Here is a 25,665-nt window from a genome sequence, read left to right as displayed (position 1 = left end):
CATCCGGGGAAAATCCAGCGCGCGCAAGCGGGTTGTGCGCGCGTCAGGTCTGGCAATGAGCGAAGCGAAGTCCACAGAACTTTTGTTCAAGGACGTTTCCAAGACCTGCTCCGGCCTCATCTCTCGCATCGCGCTGTCTTACGAGGCTGACCATGCCCTGCGCCGCGAACTTATTCAGGACATCATGCTCGCCATCTGGCTGGCTCTACCCTCATTCCGGGAAGAATCCACGTTGAAGGCCTTTGTTGCGAGCATTGCTCAGAAACGGTCCATTTCCCACGTGACAAAGAGGGCCAGGGAGCCAAGGCATGTGGACCTTCCCGACGATCTCGTGGCGCGGAACCCCGCACCGGACGAAATCGCTCTCGAAAACGACATGAAGAAGCACCTTGTGGAATCGATCCAGCAATTGCCACTTCCACAGAGGGAAGCCATAGTATTGTCCCTGGAGGGGTTCAGTTACGGTGAAATGGCGGACATGCTGGGCATCACGGCCAATGCCGCGATGCTTCGCTGCCAGCGGGCTAAAACGACGCTTAAAGCCATTATAGGGAAAAGGTCGTGACGGGGGAGGAATTCGACGATTTCGCCGCTCTGTGGCGAGATGAGCCGTCGCCTGAGGAGCAGGCGGCGCTGGAGGCGCTTGCCCGGCGCACGAGCCGGCGCGCCCGGCTTATGCAACAGCTGGAAATTGGCGGCGGGGTTATCGTGATGCTCGCCCTTGCCGCCGGGCTTATCCTGACGCCGGCACCGGCGGTTCTGTTTACCGTGACTTTGCTGATCGTCGTCCTGATCTGGTCGTCCTGGCGCCGCTACACGCTGACGAAAATTGCACTCTTGGTCGACACGAGCGATCGTTCAACCCTGCTCGATAATGCGATCAGGAGCGCCGACCTTCGCTTGCGGCGGTCGCGCTTCGGCTTGTGGCTGATTGTCCCCGGATATGTTCTGGGAATCATGACCCTCCATGCCATGGAGAAGCGCAATCTGGACGATATTCTCAACGTCCTTCTCCTCCACGCCTCGCCGCTAACACGCCCTGGCATCGCGACCATATTTGTTCTGGGTGGCCTGTTCGCCTTCTTCCTGAAGGCTCATCGCGACATCCAGCGCGAACTCGATCATCTAAGAGAGCGACAGGAGCAATATCTGCGAGAGGCGCGACTTGATGAACTTGCCGAACCGCAGAGCTGAGCTTTGCCGTTTTCACCCCCGATTGACCCATCCCGACATGCTAATTTCCTCTGAAAACTGAACCATTTCCATTCTTGGTAAAATTTTTTTTTACCATAGCGACAGGTTTTTAATTTCGCCGGGACTAAGCGCTTTGGGGGAAGAGAGAATCTACCTGTCCGGACGGTGTTCAGCTCTCGCCATGAGGCGAAAACAGAATGCAAGTCGGTTGACGGCTTTTGGCCAAGCCGAGACCATCGCGACCCCCGAAGTAGCACTGAAGTTACGAGGGAAATCAAATGACCAAGATCGACATCGCATCCGTGCCGGAAATCAAGACCAGCGTTGGAATCCAGGGTTCGGCGAAGCAGCGCGAAGTCGCTGGCCCGTTCTGCGCAGGCATCATTGCCGCAGCTGGCGTATATCTCGTCGGCCAGCACTTGCAGGGTAAGTAATTCGTGCGTGCGAGGGCGGCACCCCACGAGCCGCCCTCAGCATGATCGTCCCCGCCCCAACCCTTGGACGACCCCCTGTAGCTGCCTGCTGGCTATGCTAAGATAATGTTATGTTCACGACGAGCCTATTGCACGAATGGCTGAGCGATCCTGCGCGTCAAGCCGCCACTCATGAACGCGTTGTCGCCTTTTCCAATCGCTGGATTCAGCATCCGCTTTACACGGACACGGAGCGGCAACTCGCGGCGGCAAATGGGTCGTTTGAGGCTGTGCTCGCCGTTGCGCATGCCTTTCTGGAGCGGGATGCCGATATCACGGCCCTGGTCGATGATCTGATTGCGGAGGCTGCTGGCGACCCATTCTTCAGCCCACCTTTTTCAGCGCCGCGCACCGACCTTAGCACTGGCATTGTGCTGTTTGAGAGCAGCCCCCTGGATATCACGTTAAACGTGATCAACGCGGATGCCCTGGCTGCGAAGAAGGTCGCCAATCGCGGTAAGGGAACGATTGGTTTTCCGGGCATTGTCACTGTCTACCGTTACCTCAAATCGGGCAATGCCCTGTTGTCTTTATGGGAAGCGCCGGAGGCTGGGTCGGATTTTTCGGCTGGGACAGCCGCGGGCCCGCGCATGACCGGCAGGCGGCAAATGAGCGATGGCGAAGTCTGGATGATAGATGGTCGCCGGGAAAGCTTCATCATTGAACACGCGTCTTCCGATATCGTACAGCTTCAAGCGCAGATCAAAATCGACAGTGCGCCGCTGGCCGTCGAATATGATGTGGAAACCGGAGCCCTTGCGGGCGCGACCGCGACGGACGAAGTCAGTTCACGCGTTCAGATGATGGTGACCTTGCTCCGTTTGATGGGCCGGGACGATGCAGTTCCCCTCATCGAGCAATTCCTGACCAATCAGCCCTTTTTCACCCGGTGGCATTTAATGCGCGAGTTCCTGGCTTTGAACGCCGAAGCCGCGCTGCCGCATCTCCGCCGATTGGCGCTGGAAGATCCGCATGAAGAAGTGCGCGACGCAGCACGCCAAACGCTCGAAACCTTTTTCCCCGATGGCGATAGGGGAATTGCCTGATGCCCCGCGTGATCCATGCCGATTCAGAAGAGAAGATTGAGCTCGGCGATCTGGTCGACGCGCTCAAGGGCGGCCGCTTCGATCCACGGGATGAGGACAATTTTTCATCTTGGGGGCCGCTGCTGAAGAAGCTGGCTAACAACCGGACATTCCTGACCGATCTCGTCGTTGGGGAGCTTAAGGATCGTTGCGACGGTCAGGTGACTAACAACGAATATAGCAGTCAGGTTATCATCCTGCATCGGGACTCGGAATTTATCGTGCGGGCGAATTTCTGGCCCGCGCTGACCGATAGCGTGATCAAGCATAGCGGCACAGCGCCCTTTCTCTACGACGTTGCCCACGATCACAATTTCTCATTCCTGACAGTAGGCTATCTCGGTCCGGGATATTGGAGCGACTATTACGAATTCGACTATGAGTCCGCCGCCGGTTACGATGGCGAAAAGGTTGAGTTGAAATTTATCGAGAAAGCACGCCTCGATCAGGGTAAGGTGATGCTCTATCGCGCGCACAAGGATGTGCACCGCCAGCTTCCTGCCGATGCGATGTCGATGTCCATAAACATCCTCGAAGCCAATCCGGGCGTGCATTACCGCGATCAATATCGCTTCGACTTGGACAGCGGGGCGGTATCGAAAATCGTCAATACGCTGACGATCGAACCGCTTCTCGCTCTCTCGGCGCATTTTGGCGGCGACAAGGGCAAGGAACTGTTGGATCATTATGCGCGGTTTCATCCAAGCGCGCGGGTGCAGATGATGGCTGTTTCCGCTCAGGCTTCAGCGGCAGGCGATATCGATGCACGGTTGGCGGTTTTTGAAGCGGCGGCCCGGGGTGGCAATGCATATGTCGCGCCGATGGCCGCCAAGCGGATTAAGATGCTGGAAAGTGGGCGTAATTGGCTGAACACGAAGCCTGTTTGACCTACATGCAGGCGTTTGCACGTCGTTAAGCTATTAATGTTCCGCTCCTTTTCACACACCATCGATCTACCAGCACGGCTCGTCCCGCCTTAATCGACCATTGGTTGACTCAGCTTGATCCACCCGCGATGTGCGACCTGCATTTGAACGAGCGGGTTCGCCGCATGGGGGCGGCGATAAGCAAGACGGACGGTGATGCAGGCGACCTTCGCGGACAGACGAAGGCGGTTCCTAGGGCAGTGCCGGCCGCATAATTGCGATCATGAATGACTTCAATTTTCCGGACTGCGGCCATTGCCGCGGCCTCCCTTGGCTTTGCTGCGGCCATCGCGTCGGCCGCCCCTTCCATTGCCGGTGAAAACGCCGTGGCTCAGCCTGTCCCGGTCTACACTGACCACGCCAGCGCGACGATCGCGCCTGTGGCGACGCCACCCGCGCCTGAGCAATCTGGCGGCCTCCGTGCCGTGGGACGCGCGATCAAAGCCGCGCTTCCCGGTGTACAATATCCGGCGCAGATTCAGGCGCAGCCACTGCCTTTCTCACAACCGCTCAATCTTGAGCAGATGATCGCGAGCTATACAGGCTTCGAAGCGATCGATGCCGAAAAGGAGTGTCTTGCGCGCGCAATCTATTATGAGGCGCGCGGCGAACCGCTGGAAGGCCAGCTCGCGGTCGCCAACGTCGTTTTGAACCGTGCGGCGTCGGGCCGTTATCCCGCTTCGCTCTGCGCCGTTGTTCGTCAGCCCGCGCAATTCTCCTTCGTGCGGCGCGGCCATATTCCTGCTGCACCGCGCAATGAAGCGTGGCGCAAGGCAGTGGGGATTGCCCATGTGGCGAGCGCCCGCTTCGCAAGCGGCCTCACATCGGACGTCTTATGGTATCATGCCGATTATGTCGCACCATCTTGGGGGCGGCGGCTCAATCGTGTAGCAAAAATTGGCGCTCATATTTTTTACAGCTGAATCAATCACCTGTAATAAAATATCGAAATCATCGACTGAATTTCCCTCCAAAACGGACTGACTCCCAGTTCGTTTTGGAGGTTTTTCATGGACGGGACTTTCCATATCGCATCGGTGATCGGCACCAGGCCCGAAGCGATTAAGATGGCACCCATTCTTATTGCCTTGAATCATTTGGGATTTCGTCAAACGATCCTCTTGACTGGCCAGCATGATGGACTGGCGGACATGCTCCCGAATACCGTAGGAGCCCTTCCGACTGCGCGCGCTCGCCCAATCGATTGCAGCCTGGGGTCGTTGCGCAGGCACTTTCGCGCGCAACTAACCGGGCGAATGCTTCAGTCCCGGCCCGATCTTCTGCTGGTCCACGGCGACACGACCAGCGCCATAGCGGGGGCAGTCGCCGCGCATAATCTGCGCGTACCGTTGGGCCATGTCGAAGCGGGCTTGCGCTCCTTCGACCTGCGCCACCCTTGGCCGGAGGAAGGCCACCGCATCGCAATCGACATCTTATCCGATCTTCTGTTCGCCCCTACACCCGATGCTGCCGCAAATCTGTCCCACGATCACCGCGTCAAGGGCGGGATATATGTGACTGGCAATACGGGCATCGATGCACTGTTCGCCGTTCGCAAGGCCATGTCCTCCGCCCCACCCATGGCGGATAGGCCGATCATTCTCGTCACGTGCCACCGCAAGGAAAATGGCGGTGAGCCAACAGCCCGCATCTGCGCTGCGCTAAAGCGCATTGCTGCCAGCTTGCCGGTGCGGATCGTACTCCCACTTCACTGCAATCCTCAGGTTCGACAACCGATCATCGAGGTTTTGGGTGACGCGGCGAATATCGATCTCATCGCGCCTTTACCTTATGAAGAGATGGTCAAACTCATGGCGCGATCTTGGGCAATTGTCACCGATAGTGGCGGGCTTCAGGAGGAAGGCGCCGCGCTCGGCAAGCCGGTCCTCGTTCTGCGCAAAACCACGGAGCGTCAGGAAGCGCTCGCAACCGACAACCTACGCCTCATTGGCACGAGCAGCGATCAGATTGTGGCGGCCGTAACCAGCCTGTTCCAAAACCCGCGGCTTTATCGCCGCATGTCCGTCCCTTCCCTGGCTTTTGGCGACGGCCAGGCGGCTCCCCGCATCGCCAATATCATCGCCCGCTGGCTGGAAGATCGCCGCACCCTTACGGCCTTGCCAGCTGTCAAGATATCCGCGAAGAGCCGGAGCGATGGCGAACATATGGTCCCCCGCGAGCTGGAGGCAGTTTGAAGCACGGCAGCAGCCCGTTTATCGCGATCGGGGAGCGTTAGCCGACGCGCTGGCGCAGATCGGATCCTTTCCGCCTCTCGTTTTTCCGAACGAAATCAGCGACCTCAAGGCAGACCTTGCCGAGGCGGCAGACGGGCGAGCCTTTCTCCTTCAAGGCGGCGATTGCGCGGAGAGTTTCGCCGAATTTTCGCCCGACAATATTCGCGACACCTTTCAGCTGATCATGCAGATGGCGATGGTGCTTGCCTTTGCTTCCAAGCTGCGGGTGATCAAGGTCGGGCGGCTTGCGGGGCAATTCGCCAAGCCGCGCTCGACAGAGCTGGAGGAAAAGGAAGGGGTGGCCCTACCCGCCTATCGCGGCGATATCATCAACGACATCGGCTTTGCCCCTACTGGGCGCCAGGCGGATCCCTCCCGAATGTTGCGCGCATATGCGCAGGCGGCAGCAACACTCAATCTGCTGCGCGCTTTTGCGAGCGGCGCGCAGGGGCGGATGGATCAGGCGGCAACGAGCAGCCGGATCATAGACGCCAGCCCCTCGGCAGGCCGGTTCCGCGAACTGGCCGCGCGGGTTGACGAGGCGCTCGATTTCCTCGCCGCCTGCGGCCTCGATCCGGCGAGCGCTCCGCAGCTTCGGACCACATCTTTCTATACCAGCCATGAAGCGCTGTTGCTGCCCTATGAAGAAGCCCTGGTGCGGTCCGATGGCCCCAGGGGGCGGGCTTATGGCAGCTCCGCTCATTTCCTGTGGATCGGAGACCGCACGCGTTTTGAAGGATCGGCTCATGTCGAGTTCCTGCGGGGGCTCGACAATCCGATCGGGATCAAATGCGGCCCCTCGACCAATCCCGACATGCTGGTACGGCTATTGGATACGCTCAATCCCGGGCATGAACGGGGCCGTATCACGCTCATCACGCGTTTGGGTCATGGCGATGTGGAGCGGCTCCTCCCTCCCCTTATCCGAGCCGTGCGTCTATCGGGCCACCCCGTCTTGTGGTCGTGCGACCCGATGCACGGCAATACGATCAAGGCCAATGGCTACAAGACGCGTCCGTTCGACCGCATCCTGGACGAAGTGCGCGGCTTCTTCGCTGTTCATGCCGCAGAGGGAACGATCGGCGGCGGCATCCACATCGAAATGACGGGGCAGGATGTCACCGAATGTACGGGGGGAACCTGGGGTGCGAGCGAGCACAATCTCGGCGACCGCTATCACACCCATTGCGACCCCCGCCTCAATGGCGGCCAGGCGATCGAGCTTGCTTTTCTGCTCAGCGAAATCCTGAACGATGCAGTGAAAGGCCGGGGCTAAAGCCCCGGCCTTCACCGCTCATCTTCATTCAGCGCCGCAACGATCGAGCGGCACTTGAGCGTAAGAGATGCGGACGTCGGACACCGCGAAAGCCAGCTTCCCGGTCGTCGTCATGGTGAAGGGCGCTGCGACCCGCTGCATATCCGCACCCGCTTTCTTGAAGCAGATGAGCGGAATGGCGATGCTTGTCCATTCATTCGCCTTCGCACTGCGGAGCGCGCCCGTTATCGGCACCGTAGTTCCGGCGATTCCCAGCGTTACCGGCCCAGTCGGCGCGCCGTCCAAGCGATAATCTACGATAAGGCTGAGTTCGCCATTGGTTTCACGAGACAGGTCCAGCGGTTGGGCGGCTGCGATCTGTGCCGTCGCGGCACCGGTGCCGTCCCATGTAAATAGCCGCGCATCTTCCTGCGCCCGCCGGTCGACGCCGGCGATGCTCAAACGGTTGCTCGCCGTCGCGCCTTTGTTGCCGGTGATGGTCGCATCCGGCCCGCCCTCGTCGGTCAGGGTCAAAAGCCATCCTGCAGGAACGCTGCCGCGCCCGAACACGACGCCGTCGGCACCCGCCTGAGCCCCGACTGGCCGTTCTTCAGACAGGATCGGAACCGCGCTATTGTCGGCATAAGTGAGGCCATGACCGTAGGCGAAGAGCGGATCGTAATTCGCGTCGCCCCGGTTCAGCGGCGTCTGGTCCGCCCGCTTCGGCCAAGAGTAAGAAAGCTTGCCCTTGAAGTCGTGATTGACGCTACCGTCCTTCTTGCGCACCAGCACGTCGGCGATGCCGCCGCCCTCGCTACCCGGCAAAAAGGCCGCGACGAAAGCGTCGGACGCGTTGATCTCCGGGTTAACCCACATCGGACGGCCAGAAAGGAAAACGGCGACCACGGGAATACCCGCCGCCTTCAGCTTTTTCAGGAGCGCCAGATCCTTTTTATCGGCCGGGCTATATTCGAGGTTTGGGCGGTCGCCCATGAATTCGGCATAGGGCTCCTCACCGAAGACGACGATCGCAACGTCGGGCTTGGCCGTAAAGCTGCCGTCGGGGCTCAATGCCGCCGTGCCACCTGCCGCATCCGCGGCCTCCTTAATCCCCGCATAAATGGACTGGGCGTTCGGGAAATGGCTGTTGTCGATGCCGGTCCCTTGCCAGGTCAGCGTCCAGCCGCCCGACTGCTTCGGCAGGTTATTGGCGCCGTCCCCTGCAACCAATATCTTGGCGTTGGCCGCGATCGGTAACACCTTGCCTTGGTTCTTTAGAAGAACGAGCGATTCCCGCACCGCCTGCCGTGCGACGGCGCGATGTTCGGCCGAGCCGAGCAGTTCGTATCGGCCCGCGAACGGGCGTGCCGAGGGTTTGGGCTTATCGAACAGACCCGCGCGGAACTTCACGCGCAGGATGCGGCGCACGGCATCATCGAGCCGCGCCGCCGGGATTTCACCAGATTTCACTTGGGCAAGGGTGCTTTCGTACAGCCCCTTCCAGCTATCGGGGGCCATGAACATGTCGAGGCCTGCATTGATCGAATTGGCGCAGGACGTGACGGTGCAGCCCGGCACCTGGCCATGGCCGTTCCAGTCACCCACGACGAAACCGTCAAACTTCATCTGTTCCTTGAGCGCGCCCGTCAGGAGGCTCCGGCTGCCATGCACCTTCTCGCCGCGTACGCTCGAAAAGGACGCCATGATCGACTGTACGCCCGCTTCCACAGCCGGCGCATAGCCGGCGCCATGAATGTCGCGCAGGGAATCTGCGGGCGAAACATTGTCCCCCTGATCCTTGCCGCCTTCCGTGCCGCCGTCGCCGATGAAATGCTTGGCGGTGGAAATGACCTTGCCCGGCCCCATGAACTCCGGCGTTCCGGCCTTACCTTGAAGTCCCTCAACCATCTCCGCCGCATAGGAGCGCACGATTTCCGGATCTTCCGAAAAGCCTTCATAAGTCCGCCCCCAGCGATCGTCGCGAACGACGGCGAGGGTCGGCGAAAAATCCCAGTCGAGGCCGGTCACAACCATCTCCCGAGCAGTCACTTCGCCGATCTTGCGGATCAGTGCCGGATTGCGGGTGGCGCCAAGGCCAATATTATGGGGAAAGAGCGTCGCGCCGACGACATTGGCATGGCCGTGCACGGCGTCCGATCCCCACATGACAGGAATCTTTTCGCCTGCCCAGTCAGCCGACATCGCTGCGTCCCAGAACGCGTCGGCGAGCTTCACCCAATCCGATGCGGGGCCCGTTTCATTGCCGTAGGGCGAGGAATTGCCACCGTTGAGGACCGAGCCAAACTTGTATTTGCGCACATCCTCCGGCGTGATGCTCCCGATATCGGGTTGGATCGTCTGCGCGACTTTCTCCTCGACGCTCATCTTCTTCAGGATCGCGTCAATGCGCGCTTCGATCGCCGCATCCTTCTGAACCTTGCTCTGTATGGCGGGCCAAGCCCCTTCGGGGCGCGCCACATCCTGGGCAAAGCTTGGCATCGCCGCGAACATCGTTGTCGATAGCAGAAAGGCGCCGCCAAAGGCTCGTTTCAGCATCATCTTTATCCCCTTAAGATCGTCGTGTGGCGCTTCTCATCGGACGCCTATGCCCTTCGGTGTTTGAAGGCGGAGCATCCGTCATGCAAGCATTTTTGTGAACGCTCTCAAGAACGTTCCCATGTCGGGCTGGACGATTGTGGAGGTTACAGCTAACACCCGAAGGATGGGGAGAGCGGCCTTTCAGGGCGAATATAAACAATCGCGCGGACGTGTGGTCCGCTGCGCCGATCGCCGCGATGCCGGACAGGCACAGGATTGACAGATGAGCGATACTCTTAACCCGCCCCGCAAGCGTCAGGCCGTGACCATCAAGCATGTCGCAGCTGAAGCTGGCGTTTCACTGCAAACTGTGTCGCGCGTCATCAACAACGGTCCGAACGTCACGCCCGCCGTCAAGGAGCGGGTGAAGGCAGCGATCGAGAAACTGAAATATGTGCCGAGCCTCGCCGCGCGCGGCCTCAGCGGATCGCGCTCCTATCTGATCCTCGCATTGAACGACAAAGAGCCGACGGTCGAAGGCTGGCGCGAAGGGCGCGGAAACGATTGGATCGACCAGATGCTGCTCGGCGGCATGCTGCGTTCCGCAGACTTCGGCTATCGCATGCTCTTCGAACTGGTCGATTCCCATTCGGGCAAGATGATCGAGCAGATCGAGGCTGCGCTCCTTTCGCTCCGCCCTGACGGCGTGATCCTGACTCCGCCCCACACGGAAAATCAAGCTATCTCTGACTTGCTCTCTCGCTACGGCGTGCCCTTCGCGCGGCTTGGATCGCGCGGCGGCGAAGACGGGTTCAGCATCGCGATGGACGATGCGGCCGCAGCCAGCGCGGCGGTCGACCATCTTCACGGCCTTGGCCATCGCCGGATCGGCTTTATTACCGGCTCTCCCGAATATCGTGCGAGCGAGGATCGCCTCGCGGGTTTCCGCGATACGATGCACAAACATCAGTGCCTGGACGAGGGTCTGATCGAACCTGGCGATTTCAGCTATCAAGCTGGCGCAGAGGCGACGCGGCGCCTCCTCGCCCTCGACAATCCGCCCACTGCGATCATTGCGAGCAGCGGCGAAATGGCCCTTGCGGTCCTTGGCGTTGCGCGCGAGCAACGCATCGCGGTCCCCGATGCGCTGTCCATCGTCAGTTTCGACGACACGCCAACTATGCGGCTCACCCTCCCCCCACTTACTGCCATTCGGCAACCGATCGCCCCAATGGCTGCCACCGCCGCCGAGTTGCTGATCACCGTTAAAAATGGCGAGGCGCAGGAGCGATCGCACATTCTTCCGTTCGAGTTGATTGTCCGCCAGTCGACCGCGCCCTGCCCGCGATGACCGGCCTCGCGGACCCTGGCCCGGCTCCGCACATTAGACAGTCTTCCATTCTCCTTTACGCGCTTGCATATCTCGGCGCCTTTCTGACCTTCGTCCCGTTCTTCAGCATTTTGCTGCCACTGAAAGTCGTTGCAGTGGCCCCATCTGATGAAGTCCGGCTGATGAGCGCGATTGCAACCTGGGGTGCGCTCGCCGCCAGCGCTGCCAACATCCTGTTCGGCGCGATGAGTGATCGCACATGGGCGCGATCAAGAACACGGCGCCCATGGATCACCGCGGGTTTCATCGGGACGCTTGCTGCTTATATTGCCATACATTCAAGTACGGAGCCGCAAGATCTGATCCTGGCGGTGATCGCCCTTCAGGTTGCGATCAATATGCTGCTCGGGCCTTTAGTGGCCGTGATGGCGGACGAGGTGCCGGACCGCCAGAAGGGCCGCGTTGCCGCTCTCCTGGCGATCGCCCACCCTCTTGCTTCCCTGTCGGGCGCGCTTCTCGTCATACCCGCGGCAAGCGAGGGGCAACGCTATTTCGTTCTGTGTATGTTGATAAGCGCGGCCCTACTGCCTTTTTCCGCCCTCTTCCGGGAAAAAGGCGCAGGCGCGCGTGTCGAGGCATCGACCGTGCCTCTTCGCCGTTCCGCCAATTACTTTCTCGTCTGGCTTGCACGCCTGCTCGTGCAAACTGCTGGCGTCACTGTCTCGACCTATGTTTTTCTTTTCCTGATGTCCGCAGGTCGCAGTTTCGGCCCTGCCCCATTCAACATGACTAACGACCAGTTCATTGCATCCCTCATCGCCAGTGCAACTCTTGTTGCGGTTGGGGTGACGCTTGGAGCCGGCCGCCTCTCAGATTTCTCCGGCCGGCGAAGGCCCTTCATCGCGCTTGCGGCCCTAACAATGACGATCGCGCTCCCCACGCTTGCCACGGCTGGGAGCTGGTCAATGGCAGCCTTTGCCTATGGATTATTCGTCTCGGGCTATTCCATCTTCATCGCGCTTCATTCGGCGTTCGCGATGGAAACACTTCCGGCGCCCAGGCACCGGGCCCGGGATCTCGGCATTCTAAACCTCACCAACACCATCCCGGCATTGATCGTCCCGCTTGTCATTCTGACACGAGGCCAAGCCCTCGCCCCGATCTTCGCCTTCCTTGGCCTGGTTACTGCGGGCGGTGGCCTCATCATGATGTTCGCACGGCGCGATCTAAGCCCTCCGGGAGCTTGACAGCCGCCGCCACAAACCCATATCCGCGCCTTCTCCAAACACCGCGCGGCCCCTTCGTCTAGCGGTCAGGACGTCGCCCTCTCACGGCGAAAACACGGGTTCGATTCCCGTAGGGGTCACCAGAAATCGATGGCTTAGCGGGTCCACGCCCCACCTTTCGGTGATCGCTTGGCAATAAGCGATCATGGATTTCCGCGACTGTCGCCGGACAAACCGGACCTCGGGCGTCCGCGAATATGCATATGATCCGATAGCTGCCCGAAGAGGTCATTGCGGCGACCTTTACCCTCGGCCTGTGGCCGCTTGAAATTTAATTATATTCTTCTAAATTAGCATTCTCTAATAGAGAGTGTGATGCAGACTGAATTTCTTGACCGTTTTAGCCGGCACGCTGCCCAGGCCGTGGATTTGCTAAAGGCTTTGGCCAGTGAGCCGCGCCTGCTTGTCCTCTGTTATCTCGCCGAAACTGGCGAGATGTCCGCGGGCGACCTGACTGAGTCTGTGGGCCTTAGCCAATCGGCATTGTCACAGCACCTTGCGCGATTGCGCGAAGAAGGTCTCGTTGCCACCCGGAAGGAAGCCCAGACCGTCTTTTACCGCGTCTGCGATCCGAAGGCGGAGCAGGTGCTCGCACTTCTCCACGACCTCTTCTGCCCGGAACTTGGACAGGAGAGACACGCCGGAACGAAGGGAAATTGATCATGGACAAGGACACCAATCTGGAGCGTGCAATATCTCAAGCCGAGGCGGTATTGCAGGGGCGCATCCGTAGCCCGCATGTGAAGGCTTTCTTCGACGAGCCGACCTTTACTGCAAGCTACGTTGTGCACGATCCGGTCACCAAGGTGGCTGCGATCATCGACAGCGTGCTCGATTTCGATCAGCCGTCGGGGCGGACGAGCCTTAACTCCGCCGATGCGATGATCGCTTATGTGAAAGAGGAAGGGCTCAAGCTGGAGTGGCTACTGGAGACGCACGCCCATGCCGATCATCTGTCCGCCGCACCCTATCTTCAGGAGAAACTCGGCGGAAAGCTCGTCATCGGGGCGGGAATCATCACCGTGCAAAATGTCTTTGGGAAGATCTTCAACGAGGGCACCCGCTTCGCCCGTGACGGCTCCCAATTCGACCGTCTGCTGATCGACGGCGATACGCTGATGATCGGGGAAATCCCCCTGATCGCGCTCCACGTTCCCGGTCATACGCCGGCGGACATGGCCTATATCATTGGGGACGCCGTCTTCACCGGGGATACGATGTTCATGCCGGACTACGGTTCGGCGCGGGCGGACTTTCCGGGAGGCGACGCGCGTCAGCTCTATCGCTCGATCCGCCGCCTGATGAAGCTGCCGGACGAGAGCCGCGTATTCCTGTGCCACGATTACAAGGCCCCGAACCGCGACGAATATGTCTGGGAAACGACCATGCGCGCCGAGCGGACCGGCAACGTCCACATGCACGAAGGCGTCAGCGAGGAGGACTTTGTCGCGATGCGCACGCAGCGCGACGCCACCCTTTCGATGCCAAAGCTTATCCTGCCGTCGATCCAGGTCAACATGCGTGGCGGCCGGATGCCGGAGCCCGAGGAGAATGGGGTCAGCTACCTCAAGCTCCCGCTCAACCAGCTTTGAAGGAGAGACTGATCATGGAACCGATAGCGCCGCTCGTCGCGATAAGTGGAGGCCTGCTGATCGGCATCGCTGCCGCGTTGCTCCTCCTCCTGGCCGGACGCATTGCAGGCGTGAGCGGGATGCTGGCGACCGCATCGACCATCGGCGCAGGCGGAGCCCCCCGGTCGCAAGCCGTTGCCTTCGTCGCCGGACTGCCGCTCGGCGCAACATTGATTGCATTTTTGGTCCGAAAGCCGGATTTGATCGTGACGTCTTCAGTTCCGCTCTTGATCATCGCCGGGTTGCTTGTCGGCTTCGGAACGCGATTGGGCAATGGCTGTACCAGCGGGCACGGTGTTTGCGGCATCGCTCGGCTGTCGCATCGGTCCATTGCCGCCACGGCCACTTTCATGGCAAGCGCGGCCTTGGTCGTGTTCATCCAACGCCACGTGGTTGGAGGTTGAGATGCGGAAACTTCTTCCAGGGCTGACTGCGGGTATCATCTTCGGCGCGGGGTTGGTGTTGTCCGACATGGTCAATCCCGCACGTGTACAGGCCTTCCTCGATGTCGCGGGCGCTTGGGATCCGACGCTCGCGTTTGTGATGGGTGCCGCGCTGCTGCCGTCCGCGATCGCCTATCTGGTCCGGGGCCGCATCGCTCGCCCTGTGTTCGCCGCCCGCTTTTTCATTCCGGAAAACCGCAAACTGGATTCCCCGCTGCTAATCGGCGCGGCGATGTTCGGTATCGGTTGGGGCCTCGTCGGCTTTTGTCCAGGCCCCGCCATCGCAGGATTGGTGCTCGGCGCCTGGCAACCGTGGCTGTTCGTTGTCGCCATGCTCGCCGGGATGGTTCTGCACCGGCTCTTCACTTCCAATCAAGCTTCCGCTCGCAAAGGATGAGCAAGATGAACTATACGCGTCTGTCCGATCAGGTTGCGGTTGCCCCGCAGGTGCAGCTGGAAGAACTTCGCGAGATTGCCTCGTCAGGATTTGCCGGCATCATCAACAACCGCCCTGACGGCGAAGCGCCGGAGCAGCCGAGTTCGCAGGAGCTCGAGGCAGAGGCGAAGCGGGTGGGCCTCGCTTACTGGCATATCCCTGTGGTTCCTGGAGAGATGACCAGCAAGGACGTGGCCAACTTTCGCGCCGTCTTGGCTGCGGCAGACGGGCCGGTGCTTGCCTTCTGCCGTACGGGTAATCGCTCTACGGCTTTGTGGAAGGCCGCACAATTTTCATCCCTATCGTGAGCGGACGACGCGGATGCTTGATATAATTCAATATCTGCTCGGCGCCGCATCGGGCGTGCTGGTGGGGTTCGTCCTGGGCTTGGTGGGCGGCGGTGGCTCGATCCTCGCCGTTCCTCTCATGGTGTATCTTGTCGGCGTTCCCAATCCGCATGTCGCGATCGGCACGAGCGCGCTGGCAGTGGCAGCGAACGCGCTGACGGGGCTCCTGAACCACGTTCGCGCAGGCACCGTGAAATCGCGATGCGCGCTGGTCTATGCCGCTGCGGGCATTGCGGGGGCATTCGCGGGGTCCAGCGCGGGCAAGGCCTTTGACGGACAAAGGCTTCTGTTCCTCTTCGCAATCGTGATGATCGTCGTCGGCATCCTCATGCTTCGCAAGCGGGGTCACGCGGGCAATCCTTCGGTCATGCTGGGCCGGGAGAATGCGGCCAAGCTCGTCGGCTATGGCGCTGGAACCGGCTTGTTTTCCGGTTTCTTCGGCATTGGCGGCGGTTTTCTGATCGTTCCGGGTCTCGTTGCCGCGACCGGTATGCCGATGATCAACGCAATCGGTTCGTCCCTCGTCGCGGTAAGCGCGTTCGGGCTGACGACGGCTGCAAATTACGCCTTATCAGGGCTGGTCGATTGGGCGCTCGCGGCGGCCTTCATAGCCGGAGGTGTCGCTGGCGGCTTTTTCGGAGCGCGCCTCGCAAAGCGTCTGTCCGGCACGCAGGGCCGCCTCACAACGATCTTCGCCGGCCTGATCTTCGCGGTCGCCATTTACATGCTGTGGAAGAGCGCCGCCGCGCTGTGAACGGGCTTCCGTCCCCCTGCCCGCGTGAACCCCGGAACACTGCGTATTTCGCGCGTGCCGCCCGAAGCCCATCATGCCGCCCAATGGATACGGAGGCGCGCGATGGAGAAGATGAAGGCAGCCATCTTTATCGAACCGGGCAAGATTGTCCTGGGCGAGAAGCCGGTTCCGGACGTGGGGCCTCTCGACGCCCTGCTTCGGATCACCACAACGACGATCTGCGGCACCGATATCCATATCCTGAAGGGCGAATATCCCGTGCAAAGCGGCCTCACCATCGGCCACGAGCCTGTGGGGGTCATCGAGAAGCTCGGATCGGCGGTAAAAGGCTTCGAGGAAGGTCAACGCGTCATCGCCGGAGCAATCACGCCTTCAGGCTACTCCAATGCCTCCCTTTACGGCTGCGGTGCGCAGTGTGGGGCCGGGACGAGGCATGGGTGGAAGCATATCGGCGGTTGGCGGTTCGGAAATACGATCGACGGCGCGCAGGCGGAATATCTCCTCGTGCCCGACGCCATGGCCAATCTTGCCCAGGTGCCCGAAGCGTTGACGGACGAGCAGGTGCTGATGTGTCCGGATATCCTGTCCACCGGCTTTGCGGGCGCTGAATCGGGCAAGATCAGGATTGGCGACTTTGTCGCCGTCTTCGCGCAGGGCCCGATCGGCCTTTGCGCCACGGCCGGCGCCAGGCTGATGGGCGCAGCACGCATCTTCGCAGTTGAGGCATTGCCCGAACGCGCCGCAATCTCCCACAAGATGGGCGCTGACCATGTGATCGATTTCAGCCAGGATGATCCGGTCGAAATAATCATGGAACTGACCGATGGCCGCGGAGTGGACGTGGCGATCGAAGCCCTCGGGCGGCAGGAAACGTTCGAAGCCGCCCTTCGCGTCCTGCGCCCGGGTGGGACGCTTTCTTCCCTGGGCGTCTATTCCGGCGACCTCAAAATCCCGCTCGATGCCTTCGCCGCCGGGTTAGGCGACAACAGGATCGTCACGACGCTCTGCCCGGGCGGGAAAGAGCGGATGCGGCGCCTGCTTTCCATCGTGAATAGCGGGCGGGTCGACACCGAGCCGCTCGTCACCCATCATTTCAGCCTAGACGATATCGAGACGGCCTACGATCTTTTCGGGCATCAGCGGGACGGCGTGCTCAAGGTCGCTATCCGTCCCTAGGGCACACTGGTCGGCACCCTGATCAATGGGGTGAGGTCGGCAATCACTTTGCGCGCATCGAAGCCGCGCGGCTCACCGGCCGGAAACGGTCCGCCCCGCATCCGGATGACTGACCGGGCCTCGATCCGGCGAACGTCTCTGGGATTTGTCTTTTGCCACCACAATGGATCACCGGCGATTTTGCCAGCCCCCAGGCGATAGCGAAACAGCCGCCAGTAGGTGCGCCATTCACCATAACCAGCACCATAACGGATGCTGAAGCTGCTGTTTGGAGAGATGTAGGTATAAGCGTCCCGTTCGACCCAGTGATCGCCTACCATGAACCAATCAAAGCCGCTTTGAAGCGTCAGTTCGGCCGCCCGATAGAGCAAATAACGTTCGACCACTTCCGGCGAGGTTGGGCGAGTTCCGGCAAAGCTCACCTCGAAGCTGTCGGGTGAGAGGCGCCTTTCCGAATATCCCCCCGGAATTTTCTGTCGGGCAAGGTTGGGCTGATAGGGCGTCACCGTACCGCATCCCGCGACGAGGAGGCTCGCGGCCAGGATCGGATATGTGATCCCGGACCGCCTCACTTGAACCCTTCCGCCGCTTCCAGAACCTTGCAGGCATGGCCCGCCAGGGGTGCGTTGCGCCAGATATGACAAAGCCGGCCATCCCGATCGTAGAAAAATGTGGCGGGCGCGGTCCCTTGCGCTGGCGCACCCCCATTCAGCCAAACGGAAAATGACGAGGCGCCCGATCCGTCGACGTCCTCGACGAGGCTTATGCCTTTGCCGAAACTGCGTTTTTCCAACGCCGCCCCGGACGGCAGGATACCCACGATCCATGCGCCACATCTAGCGAAGGCCGAAGCGAGCATGGCGAAGTCCGCGATCTCATAGTCCCGCTCTTCGGCGTCCAAAGGGCAAAAGAACAGGATCAGCTTCTGTCCGCGAAGATCCTTTGGGCAGAACCAGTCGCCGGTCTGGGTTCGAAACCGAATTTCCGGGGCAAAGCTGCCCGTTGATATCATCTTCATCCACCTGATCGGTATAAGGCTGCATCAGGAGGTTAGACCCGGGTACACGCCGCGCCTTCCCGTAAATGTCCTTAGTGCCCTTATCGACGGCTCCGGTGTCCAGGCCGTGAGGCGGGGATTGCGGTGCCTGTGTACGGCCCGCTCGATGACGATACGCTCCTCATCGGCCCATAGCTCGGTAGGCCGGGACAGAAGATGCTCAGCCAGCCTGAGAAAATCCCCCTCTCCTTCCATCGAAACTAATCCCGCCGTCCCGTTAATGGGCGAGGAGCAGCGGGATTTCCGCGCGGTCGAGCATCCGTTGCGTGACGCCCCCGAATATCGCCTCCCGGATGCGAGAGTGACCATAGGCGCCCATGACAAGATAGGCCGCATTCAATCTGCGGGCCTGTTCGGCGACGATCTCGTCCGCTTGCGCGCCGTTCCCCTCAATCTCCTTCACCTCCGGTTCGATGCCGTGGCGGGAAAGATAGACGGCCGCTTCCTCGATCGTGGCTGCGGATGCCGGTTCGCCAACCTGAATTATGTGGACAGCGCCTGCCAGCTTCAGGAGCGGGATCGCCCCGGTGAGTGCCGCCATGGCGGGTACCGAGCCGTCCCAGGCGATGAGCACGTTGCCGGCAACATCGAGCCGCAACCAGTTCTGCGGCATGGCCAGAACAGGCTTGTGCAGCCGCAAGACGAGGGAGGAGACGATGCTCGCCATCTGGGGGCCTGCCGCGTCTTGCAGGCGCGCGTTGGCGACGACGATGTCCGCGAGACCGGCCGATGCTTCAAGGCAATCGGCAATGTCGCCTGTGCTCTTGTACACATCCCAAGTCACATCCTCGCCGGAAAGACGCTCCCTGATCCGGGCCCGATTACCCGCTTCCCGCGCTTCACTGTCTTCGAGCAGAACGGCATAACCTGACGCGCTGGCATAGTCGCCAACCAGCACGGGCAGCTGAACGACGTCGAGGCAGGTCAAATGGCCCTTGAGACCGCGTGTAAGATCGAGGCCCGCCTGGAATCGTGCCTCCTGTCCGGCATCGTCATGAATCAAAAGGAGGACATTTTTCATGGAGGCGCTCCTCGGCTGCTTTCCGTTGAGGATGGAGAGGGAGGGCCTGAGCGAATATCCGGGATGTTACGGATGCCGTTTCAGGTCACCCAGGATCGTTGGCGCCGCCGTCCGAAACCCGTCATTTTCGCGAGATCCTTCCTGGGCGGACATCAGTTTCATTACCTGGACGAAGCCATTTGCTTTTCCGGATGGCGCCATGGCCGCCTCCTCACATGGGTGAATGTACCAAGGCGACATGTCCCTCCATCAGGAGTATTCCCTATAACAAGACTCCCTGCGACGTGAGTGCGGCATGCATGCGAAGCGCGAGATCATGAAGAATGGCAAGCGCCTGGAAGCGCCGCAGCCCTTTGCGCGCGAGGAACATTTGCGCTCGATCCTCGACACCGTGCCCGATGCGATGGTGGTGATCGACGAAGGCGGGCTCATCATCTCCTTCAGCGCCGCCGCCGAAAAAATGTTCGGCTATAACGAGGCCGAACTTCTCGGCGAGAATGTCAGCACGCTCATGCCTTCGCCGGACAGGGAGCGGCATGACGCATATCTGCGCCGTTATTATGAAACCGGGCGGCGCAAGATCATCGGTATCGGCCGTGTCACCACGGCCCGGCGGCGCGATGGAACGACCTTTCCGATCGATCTGCATATCGGCGAGGCGCGGCTTGGCGAGGACCGGGTGTTCACCGGCTTCATTCACGACCTTTCGGAGCGGCAGGAAACCGAAAGGCAGCTTCATCGCCTGCAATCGGAGCTGGCGCATGTCTCGCGCGTCACCACGATGGGCACCCTTGCGACGTCCATTGCCCATGAGCTTAATCAGCCCCTCACAGCCATCGCCAATTACACTGAAACCGCGCGGGAGCTTCTGAACTCACCCGATCCTGCTACCCTGACCACGGTCCAGGAGGCATTGGCGGAATGCGCTGGGCAGTCGATCCGCGCTGGCCAGATCGTGCGGCGCCTGCGGGACTTCATCTCGGGTGGTCAGCCGGAGCGGCGGGTCGAGAGTCTCAGCCGCCTGATTAACGAAGCAAGCGCCATGGCCCTGGTCAGCGCGCGGGATCGCGGCGTCGAAGTGGAGATCAGCCTCGACCAGGGCGCTGACGCCGTCCTCGTCGACCGCATCCAGATCCAGCAGGTTCTCTTCAACCTGATGCGCAACGCGATCGAGGCGATGGATGGCAGTCAGACGAAAATCCTGCAGATCAGATCTTCACCCGACGCCGACGGCTTCGTGCGCGTTTCCGTTTCCGACAGCGGCCCCGGTCTTGATCCCGATGTCGCATCCAGGCTGTTCCAGCCTTTCATCAGCACGAAGGCGTCGGGCATGGGCTTGGGTCTTTCCATCTGCCAGACGATCGTGCGGGGCCACGAGGGGCGCATCTGGGCCGAGCCCTCGCGCCTTGGCGGCACCACGTTCAGTTTTACCTTGGTCAACGCGGGAGTGAAGGATGACTGACCGCATCGTCCATCTCGTCGACGACGACGAAGCGATCCGGCGCTCCGCGAGCTTCATGCTCAAAACGTCGGGTTACCTTGTGAAGACTTACGCCTCGGGTGCCGAATTTTTGAAAGTGCGGGAATTGCCGCCCGGCTGCATCCTCCTCGACGTACGAATGCCTGAGATGGACGGGCTCGAAGTGCAGCAGGCACTTCGCGACCGGGGAACGACCTACCCGGTGATCGTGATGACCGGCCATGGCGACGTCTCGGTCGCCGTTCAGGCCATGAAGTTCGGCGCGAGCGATTTCATCGAAAAGCCGTTCGAACGCGCGACGCTGCTTCAGGCCGTGGAACATGGATTCGACCGCCTCGACAGGTCCGACAAGGCGCAGGCGCGTGCGTCGGAAGCCGAGATCATGCTGCACGCCCTGACCCCTCGTGAACGGGATGTACTGGAAGGGCTGGCGCGGGGGCTTCCCAACAAAACAATCGGCTACGACCTGGGCATCAGCCCGCGCACCGTCGAGATCCACCGGGCCAACGTGATGACAAAGCTCAAGGTCGCCAGCCTGTCCGAAGCCCTGCGCATCGCCTTCGCGGCCGGGCTGGGCGAGGAGTCCGCGTCGAACACGGCTCCTATGCCGATGCCGCCTCTCGCCTCCCGGTGAAATCAAATGTGCCGTTTCACTGGCTTTTTCCTACACCGGGGTTGTTCAGGGCCCCCGATAAGCGCCCTGATATTAGCAGCAGCGCCTCCACTCAGTGAAACTGCGTAAATACGGCAAGTCCGGCTTCCCCTATTTGATTTTAGAGGATCGCATAAAAAGCGCGGGCAGGCCGCCGGAGGCGAAGATGAGATCGATACTCCTGCACGTCTATGACGACACCGGCTTTGAGAGCCGATTTCAGGCGGCGCTCGACCTCGCCCGGGCGTTTAAAGGGCATATCACCTGCCTTCATGCGACGCCGCTTGAGGATTATCTCGTCACCGATCCGCTCGTCGCGGCAGCCCTGCCCGAGGAATTCTCAACGAAGATGCGGGACATCAGGCTGGCGCTCCAGCATCATATCGAAGACCGGCTTCGCGCGGAGGGGATGGGCTGGGACTGGGTCCACCGCGACGAGCTCATATCGACGGCGCTCATTCGCTATTCCATGCTCTCCGACGTTGTCGTCATCACTCGGGCCGATCGCGCGCTGTTCAAGGACGAGCCGCGCCCGATCGCCGCCGCCGTCGCGATGAGCGCCAGAGCCCCCGTTCTCGCCATCCCGGAAGAGCAACGCGGGTTCGACGTGGAAAAGCCGGTGATCATCGCCTGGAACGGCTCCCCCGAAGGCGCGGCGGCCGTCCGCGGCGCCATGCCGCTGCTGCGAACCGCTTCGGAAGTGCAGCTGGTGGAGGTCGAGGAGAAACGGCGGCTCTATCCGCTCGATCTCGCCGCCCGCTACCTTTCGCGCCACGACGTCCACGTTCATATCGCCGAACGTCAGGCAGACCGTGGAGACGTCGCCGGGGCCTTGCGGAGCGCTGCGGCGGAGATCGGTGCCGGGCTGATCGTCATGGGCGCGTTCGGCCACTCACGGCTGCGCGAATTCCTGCTCGGCGGCGTTACCGCCGATCTGCTAAGCGAGAGTGAGGTGCCGCTGCTTCTCGCGCACTAGTTTTATCCCGCTTGCGCGACCGAAAGGCGGCATATTCGTCCAGCACAGCCCGAACCCTGGCAAGGGCTTCCGCCCGCCTTTCGGCATCGATATCCTGCAGCTTGCTTTTGAGATTGACGGCTAGATCGGCATACTCATTCTGCCAATCGCGGCTGAGGATCGACCGCAGATCCCTCCTTCCGGTCCTAAGCCGCCGTGCCGGCGCCGCCGGTGCAAGTTCATAGGCTTCCCCTATCTCGGGAACGATAACCGAAGACATGTCTGGCAGAGCATTCCGCAGGGCTTCGATAGCACCCTGCTCCCCATGGGCGAGGAACAGGCTGCCTCGGATCGGCTCTCGCGCCGCGATCCAGTGGAGCAGTTCACTTCTGTCCGCATGGGCCGAATAGCTGTCTAGGCGCCGTATATGCGCCCGCACCGCGACATCGCGACCCGATATGCGAACGCGCTTCGCTCCGTCGAGAATGACCCGCCCCAGCGTGCCTTGCGCCTAAAAGCCGACGAACAGGATCGTCGAATCCCAGCGCGGCAGGTTGAAGCGGAGATGATGGCGAATGCGGCCCGCTTCGCACATGCCCGACGCCGCAAGGATGATCGCCCCCGACATGGCGTTGAGCCGCATAGACGCATCGACCGTCTCCACGAAATGGAAAGCCGGATGCCTGAAGACCTCGCCGTCGCCAAGATCCTCAAGCTCTCTCCGGTGTTTCTGGAAGATGACGGTGGCACGGGTGGCGAGAGGAGAGTCGATGAAGACCTGCCGCCGCGCGATGCGGCCCTCGTTCATCAGCCTCGCGAGATCCAGCAACAGCTCCTGTGTCCGCTCGAGGGCGAAAACCGGGATGATGAGATTACCGCCCCGAGCCAGGGCTTCTTCAACTTCCAGCGCCAGAGCGGCCCGCCGTTCATCGGACGTCACCTGCTCTCTTTCGCGATCGCCATAGGTGCTTTCGCATATCACATGATCCATTCCGGACGGCCCGGCAGGGTCGAGGTGAAACGATTTGTGATCCGGGCCGATGTCGCCCGAAAAGAGCGTCCGGACGCCCCCTGCGGTCACCTCGATCGATGCGGAACCCAATATATGTCCGGCATTCCACATTCGTGCGGTGACATCCGGACAGGGATGGAAGTCGGTTCCGAGCTCAACCGGCCGCACCAGCGCCAGTGCGTCTTCGGCGTCGGTCAGGGTGTAGAGCGGTTCGATCGGTGCTTCATCCGCCCTGTCGGCCCGGCGGTTTCGCCGGTCGGCCTCCTGCTCCTGAATGCGGGCTGCGTCGCGCAGCATCTCCGTCAGCAGTTCCCGCGTCGCAGGCGTGCACCAGATCGGCCCGCCAAAACCTTCCTTCGCAAGGCGGGGGAGCAAGCCGCTATGATCGAGATGGGCATGGGTCAGGAGGACCGCGTCGATCCGCGCCGGGTCGAATGCGAACGGCTGGCGATTCAGCGTCTCGAGGCTTCGCGATCCCTGAAAAAGGCCGCAATCGATGAGCAGTCTTTGCTGTCCCGCCGCGAACTCGAAACAGGATCCGGTCACGGTCTGGCCCGCGCCGTGGATGGTCAGAACCGGCGTGCTCACGTGGCCTTCCAGCCCACCGGAAGCACCAGCACGTCCGCGCTCGCCCAAAGGAGGACATATTCGGCGAAGCTCCCTTGGATCAGCCGTTCCATGCCCATACAACCATGGGTGCCCATAGCGATCAGGTCGGGCTGCAGGCGATCGGAGCAACGCTCGATCACTTCCATCGGGTCGCCTTCCTCGACGCAGGTGAAAAGGCGCTCCGGAGCCGTGCCCGGCCCAAGCGCTCGGGCGAGTGCCTGCTGCAGGTTATGCTCCCTGTCGTAACGCCTCTTCTCGCCCGCTGCCGCATTCTCGATAAAGGCGGAACCGCCGGTCTCCACCGCCTGGACGACATGAATCTCGGCGCCTGGCGCGATCTGGAGGGCGAAGCGGGCGAGATCGGCTGCGAAGATATCATTATCCGACGCCGCCATGACCCGCTGGTAGTCGCCTCCCTCTCTCTGCGCGACGAGGAGCGGCACGGCCAAGCGCTGGAGAATATGGCTGGCGGTAATGCCGAAAATCGTATCCCGGAAGCGCGGTTCGCCATGCCCGCCAATAATGACGAGATCGGCCTTGGTCCGCTCGGCCTCCCGGGAAATCACCTCCTCCGGATGGCCGTCCAGCATATGCACGGAAAAGTCGACCTCCAGATCGGAAACATCCTTCACGATCTGGCACACCTGCTTGCGGACATTGACGCGAAACGCGGCCTGCCTGGAATGATCGAGCGGCGTCGGCGCGGCGTGAATGATACGAAGACTGGCGCCGCTACGCGCCGCGATCCGGCACGCCCGCATCAACGCCTTGTTCGAACGTGCTCCAAGATCGATCGCGGCGATGATGCAGTGCAGGGCATGGCCGGCCTCCGGCTGGGGGTCGACCGCGCCCTCGGGCTTGAGACTGCCGGGATTACCGGCCATCGGCCTCGATCGCGATCCGCTGCTTCTGTTGCTGCGCCTGCTCATTCTTCGGAAGCGAGATCTTGAGCACTCCGTCCTTGAACTGCGCCTTGATCTTGGACGGGTCTGCGCCCGTGGGCAGATCGATGCGCCTTTCAAAGGCACCGTATGAGCGTTCGGAAAGCATGAAGCCGCGCTCCTTCTCCTCGCGCTCCTCCTTCTTTTCGCCGGAAATGCAGAGCATCCCTTCCTCCACCGTCACCTCGACATCTTCCGGCTTTATGCCCGGCAGCTCGGCAGTGACCTTGTAGGCTCCTTCGGCCTCCGTCATTTCCAGCGCCGGGACGGGCATCTGCATCGAACGCCCGAACCGGAAGACCGGAAAGTCTTCGAACAATCTGTCCACTTCGTCCCTCAACCTCGTAATCGGCTCCATATCGCCGAAGAGGGAGCGCCGCGCGGGAAGCATCGGCGCATTGCCATTGTCGCGTGCCATTTTTGCCGTCTCCTCAAAGAAAATGGACGGCGATCTCGTTATCGCGCCAATGGCCGCTCATGGATACGGAATGTCCCTTAACGCGGAGGAAGGAGCACGGCGCCCCCCTGGATTCCCCCTGACCTGACCGCGTCGATGGCGTCGTTCGCCTGTTCAAGCGGATAGCAGCGGGTACGTGTCTCCACGGGAATTTGGGCCGCGATCCGCAGGAACTCCCTGCCGTCGGCGCCGCTGAGATTTGCGACCGACATAACCGACCGCTCCCCCCAAAGATCGTGGTAAGGAAAGGCCGGGATATCGCTCATATGAATACCGCCGCAGACGACCCTGCCGCCTTTACGAACCGCGCGCAGGGCGGCGGGCACGAGCTTCCCCACCGGTGCGAAGATGATTGCCGCATCGAGTTCATGCC

The 25,665-nt window shown here is 61.1% G+C and carries 29 protein-coding genes and 1 tRNA gene; 21 read left to right on the top strand and 9 right to left on the bottom strand.

Annotated elements, in window-relative coordinates; genetic code table 11:
- The first annotated feature begins 55 nt into the window (after positions 1-55).
- The 8 genes from C7I56_RS02685 (at position 56) to C7I56_RS02655 (ending at position 7,188) form a co-directional block, all read left to right on the top strand.
- Entirely contained in the window at positions 56-565 is a 510-nt protein-coding gene (locus C7I56_RS02685; RefSeq protein WP_158702973.1) for an RNA polymerase sigma factor, read from the top strand.
- Positions 562-1,194 (top strand): hypothetical protein, encoded by a 633-nt coding sequence (locus tag C7I56_RS02680; RefSeq protein WP_106638983.1) that lies wholly within the window; start codon positions 562-564, stop codon positions 1,192-1,194. The genes C7I56_RS02685 and C7I56_RS02680 overlap by 4 nt, the downstream gene beginning before the upstream one ends.
- A 278-nt stretch (positions 1,195-1,472) precedes the next feature.
- Entirely contained in the window at positions 1,473-1,628 is a 156-nt protein-coding gene (locus C7I56_RS12235; RefSeq protein ID WP_158702972.1) for a hypothetical protein, read from the top strand.
- A 110-nt stretch (positions 1,629-1,738) separates the two neighbouring features.
- Positions 1,739-2,713 (top strand): HEAT repeat domain-containing protein, encoded by a 975-nt coding sequence (locus C7I56_RS02675; RefSeq protein ID WP_106638982.1) that lies wholly within the window; start codon positions 1,739-1,741, stop codon positions 2,711-2,713.
- On the top strand, positions 2,713-3,639 hold the full coding sequence (locus C7I56_RS02670) for a transposase (RefSeq protein WP_106638981.1): 927 nt from the start codon (positions 2,713-2,715) through the stop codon (positions 3,637-3,639). Before C7I56_RS02675 ends, C7I56_RS02670 begins: the two co-directional genes overlap by 1 nt.
- 266 nt (positions 3,640-3,905) lie before the next feature.
- Positions 3,906-4,601, top strand: coding sequence for a cell wall hydrolase (locus C7I56_RS02665; protein ID WP_106638980.1), 696 nt, complete (start codon positions 3,906-3,908; stop codon positions 4,599-4,601).
- 87 nt (positions 4,602-4,688) lie between these two features.
- Entirely contained in the window at positions 4,689-5,873 is a 1,185-nt protein-coding gene (gene wecB / locus C7I56_RS02660; RefSeq protein ID WP_106638979.1) for a non-hydrolyzing UDP-N-acetylglucosamine 2-epimerase, read from the top strand.
- Positions 5,833-7,188, top strand: coding sequence for a 3-deoxy-7-phosphoheptulonate synthase class II (locus tag C7I56_RS02655; protein ID WP_106638978.1), 1,356 nt, complete (start codon positions 5,833-5,835; stop codon positions 7,186-7,188). Before wecB ends, C7I56_RS02655 begins: the two co-directional genes overlap by 41 nt.
- A gap of 24 nt (positions 7,189-7,212) precedes the next feature.
- Here the strand turns inward: C7I56_RS02655 and C7I56_RS02650 are convergent, their stop codons facing one another.
- Complete coding sequence (locus C7I56_RS02650) at positions 7,213-9,726, bottom strand: glycoside hydrolase family 3 protein (protein WP_106638977.1); 2,514 nt, start codon at positions 9,724-9,726, stop codon at positions 7,213-7,215.
- 262 nt (positions 9,727-9,988) lie between these two features.
- Here C7I56_RS02650 and C7I56_RS02645 point away from each other — a divergent pair, with 262 nt between their 5' ends.
- The 10 genes from C7I56_RS02645 (at position 9,989) to C7I56_RS02600 (ending at position 17,108) form a co-directional block, all read left to right on the top strand.
- Positions 9,989-11,056 carry a LacI family DNA-binding transcriptional regulator gene (locus C7I56_RS02645; RefSeq protein ID WP_106638976.1) on the top strand — a complete coding sequence of 356 codons (1,068 nt, stop codon included), beginning with the start codon at positions 9,989-9,991 and terminating at the stop codon, positions 11,054-11,056.
- A complete protein-coding gene (locus tag C7I56_RS02640) occupies positions 11,053-12,282 on the top strand; it encodes an MFS transporter (protein WP_106638975.1) in 1,230 nt (409 codons plus the stop codon). The genes C7I56_RS02645 and C7I56_RS02640 overlap by 4 nt, the downstream gene beginning before the upstream one ends.
- A gap of 47 nt (positions 12,283-12,329) precedes the next feature.
- Positions 12,330-12,404: transfer RNA gene (locus C7I56_RS02635), tRNA-Glu, on the top strand.
- A gap of 232 nt (positions 12,405-12,636) precedes the next feature.
- A complete protein-coding gene (locus C7I56_RS02630; protein ID WP_106638974.1) occupies positions 12,637-12,981 on the top strand; it encodes an ArsR/SmtB family transcription factor in 345 nt (114 codons plus the stop codon).
- 2 nt (positions 12,982-12,983) lie between these two features.
- Positions 12,984-13,913, top strand: coding sequence for an MBL fold metallo-hydrolase (locus tag C7I56_RS02625; protein WP_106638973.1), 930 nt, complete (start codon positions 12,984-12,986; stop codon positions 13,911-13,913).
- Between the two features lie 14 nt (positions 13,914-13,927).
- A complete protein-coding gene (locus C7I56_RS02620; RefSeq protein ID WP_245409560.1) occupies positions 13,928-14,356 on the top strand; it encodes a YeeE/YedE family protein in 429 nt (142 codons plus the stop codon).
- A 1-nt stretch (position 14,357) separates the two neighbouring features.
- Entirely contained in the window at positions 14,358-14,792 is a 435-nt protein-coding gene (locus tag C7I56_RS02615) for a DUF6691 family protein (RefSeq protein WP_106638972.1), read from the top strand.
- A gap of 5 nt (positions 14,793-14,797) precedes the next feature.
- Positions 14,798-15,139 (top strand): protein tyrosine phosphatase family protein, encoded by a 342-nt coding sequence (locus C7I56_RS02610; protein WP_106639598.1) that lies wholly within the window; start codon positions 14,798-14,800, stop codon positions 15,137-15,139.
- 13 nt (positions 15,140-15,152) lie between these two features.
- A complete protein-coding gene (locus C7I56_RS02605) occupies positions 15,153-15,932 on the top strand; it encodes a sulfite exporter TauE/SafE family protein (RefSeq protein WP_106638971.1) in 780 nt (259 codons plus the stop codon).
- A gap of 102 nt (positions 15,933-16,034) precedes the next feature.
- Positions 16,035-17,108 carry an NAD(P)-dependent alcohol dehydrogenase gene (locus C7I56_RS02600; RefSeq protein ID WP_106638970.1) on the top strand — a complete coding sequence of 358 codons (1,074 nt, stop codon included), beginning with the start codon at positions 16,035-16,037 and terminating at the stop codon, positions 17,106-17,108.
- Here the strand turns inward: C7I56_RS02600 and C7I56_RS02595 are convergent.
- The 3 genes from C7I56_RS02595 to C7I56_RS02585 all read right to left on the bottom strand — a co-directional run bounded on the left by C7I56_RS02595 (position 17,105) and on the right by C7I56_RS02585 (position 19,186).
- The gene (locus tag C7I56_RS02595) at positions 17,105-17,680 is read right to left on the bottom strand and encodes a CC0125/CC1285 family lipoprotein (RefSeq protein WP_106638969.1); all 576 of its coding nucleotides are present in this window, start codon (positions 17,678-17,680) and stop codon (positions 17,105-17,107) included. The genes C7I56_RS02600 and C7I56_RS02595 overlap by 4 nt on opposite strands.
- Entirely contained in the window at positions 17,677-18,126 is a 450-nt protein-coding gene (locus C7I56_RS02590) for a redoxin domain-containing protein (protein WP_106638968.1), read from the bottom strand. The genes C7I56_RS02595 and C7I56_RS02590 overlap by 4 nt, the downstream gene beginning before the upstream one ends.
- Before the next feature lie 256 nt (positions 18,127-18,382).
- Positions 18,383-19,186, bottom strand: coding sequence for a universal stress protein (locus C7I56_RS02585; RefSeq protein WP_106638967.1), 804 nt, complete (start codon positions 19,184-19,186; stop codon positions 18,383-18,385).
- Positions 19,187-19,481: 295 nt separating this feature from the next.
- Here C7I56_RS02585 and C7I56_RS02580 point away from each other — a divergent pair, with 295 nt between their 5' ends.
- The 3 genes from C7I56_RS02580 (at position 19,482) to C7I56_RS02570 (ending at position 22,294) form a co-directional block, all read left to right on the top strand.
- On the top strand, positions 19,482-20,648 hold the full coding sequence (locus C7I56_RS02580) for a sensor histidine kinase (RefSeq protein WP_106638966.1): 1,167 nt from the start codon (positions 19,482-19,484) through the stop codon (positions 20,646-20,648).
- Positions 20,641-21,300 carry a response regulator transcription factor gene (locus C7I56_RS02575; RefSeq protein ID WP_106638965.1) on the top strand — a complete coding sequence of 220 codons (660 nt, stop codon included), beginning with the start codon at positions 20,641-20,643 and terminating at the stop codon, positions 21,298-21,300. The genes C7I56_RS02580 and C7I56_RS02575 overlap by 8 nt, the downstream gene beginning before the upstream one ends.
- Positions 21,301-21,484: 184 nt before the next feature.
- Positions 21,485-22,294, top strand: coding sequence for a universal stress protein (locus tag C7I56_RS02570; RefSeq protein ID WP_158702968.1), 810 nt, complete (start codon positions 21,485-21,487; stop codon positions 22,292-22,294).
- On the opposite strand, the gene C7I56_RS12785 is transcribed toward C7I56_RS02570, so the two are convergent.
- From C7I56_RS12785 to C7I56_RS12780, 5 genes are all read right to left on the bottom strand, one after another.
- On the bottom strand, positions 22,242-22,712 hold the full coding sequence (locus C7I56_RS12785) for an MBL fold metallo-hydrolase RNA specificity domain-containing protein (RefSeq protein ID WP_342587690.1): 471 nt from the start codon (positions 22,710-22,712) through the stop codon (positions 22,242-22,244). The genes C7I56_RS02570 and C7I56_RS12785 overlap by 53 nt on opposite strands.
- 72 nt (positions 22,713-22,784) lie before the next feature.
- The gene (locus C7I56_RS02565) at positions 22,785-23,873 is read right to left on the bottom strand and encodes an MBL fold metallo-hydrolase (protein ID WP_342587689.1); all 1,089 of its coding nucleotides are present in this window, start codon (positions 23,871-23,873) and stop codon (positions 22,785-22,787) included.
- Positions 23,870-24,778 (bottom strand): universal stress protein, encoded by a 909-nt coding sequence (locus C7I56_RS02560; RefSeq protein WP_158702967.1) that lies wholly within the window; start codon positions 24,776-24,778, stop codon positions 23,870-23,872. The genes C7I56_RS02565 and C7I56_RS02560 overlap by 4 nt, the downstream gene beginning before the upstream one ends.
- Positions 24,768-25,253 (bottom strand): Hsp20/alpha crystallin family protein, encoded by a 486-nt coding sequence (locus C7I56_RS02555; protein ID WP_106638962.1) that lies wholly within the window; start codon positions 25,251-25,253, stop codon positions 24,768-24,770. Before C7I56_RS02555 ends, C7I56_RS02560 begins: the two co-directional genes overlap by 11 nt.
- Before the next feature lie 77 nt (positions 25,254-25,330).
- Complete coding sequence (locus C7I56_RS12780; RefSeq protein WP_342587688.1) at positions 25,331-25,630, bottom strand: MDR/zinc-dependent alcohol dehydrogenase-like family protein; 300 nt, start codon at positions 25,628-25,630, stop codon at positions 25,331-25,333.
- Positions 25,631-25,665 lie beyond the last annotated feature (35 nt).

It is taken from the genome of Allosphingosinicella vermicomposti (assembly GCF_003012815.1).
Classification (GTDB): domain Bacteria; phylum Pseudomonadota; class Alphaproteobacteria; order Sphingomonadales; family Sphingomonadaceae; genus Allosphingosinicella; species Allosphingosinicella vermicomposti.
The sequence above is the reverse complement of the archived record's forward strand: the minus strand, read 5'-3'. Positions and strand labels throughout refer to the sequence as shown.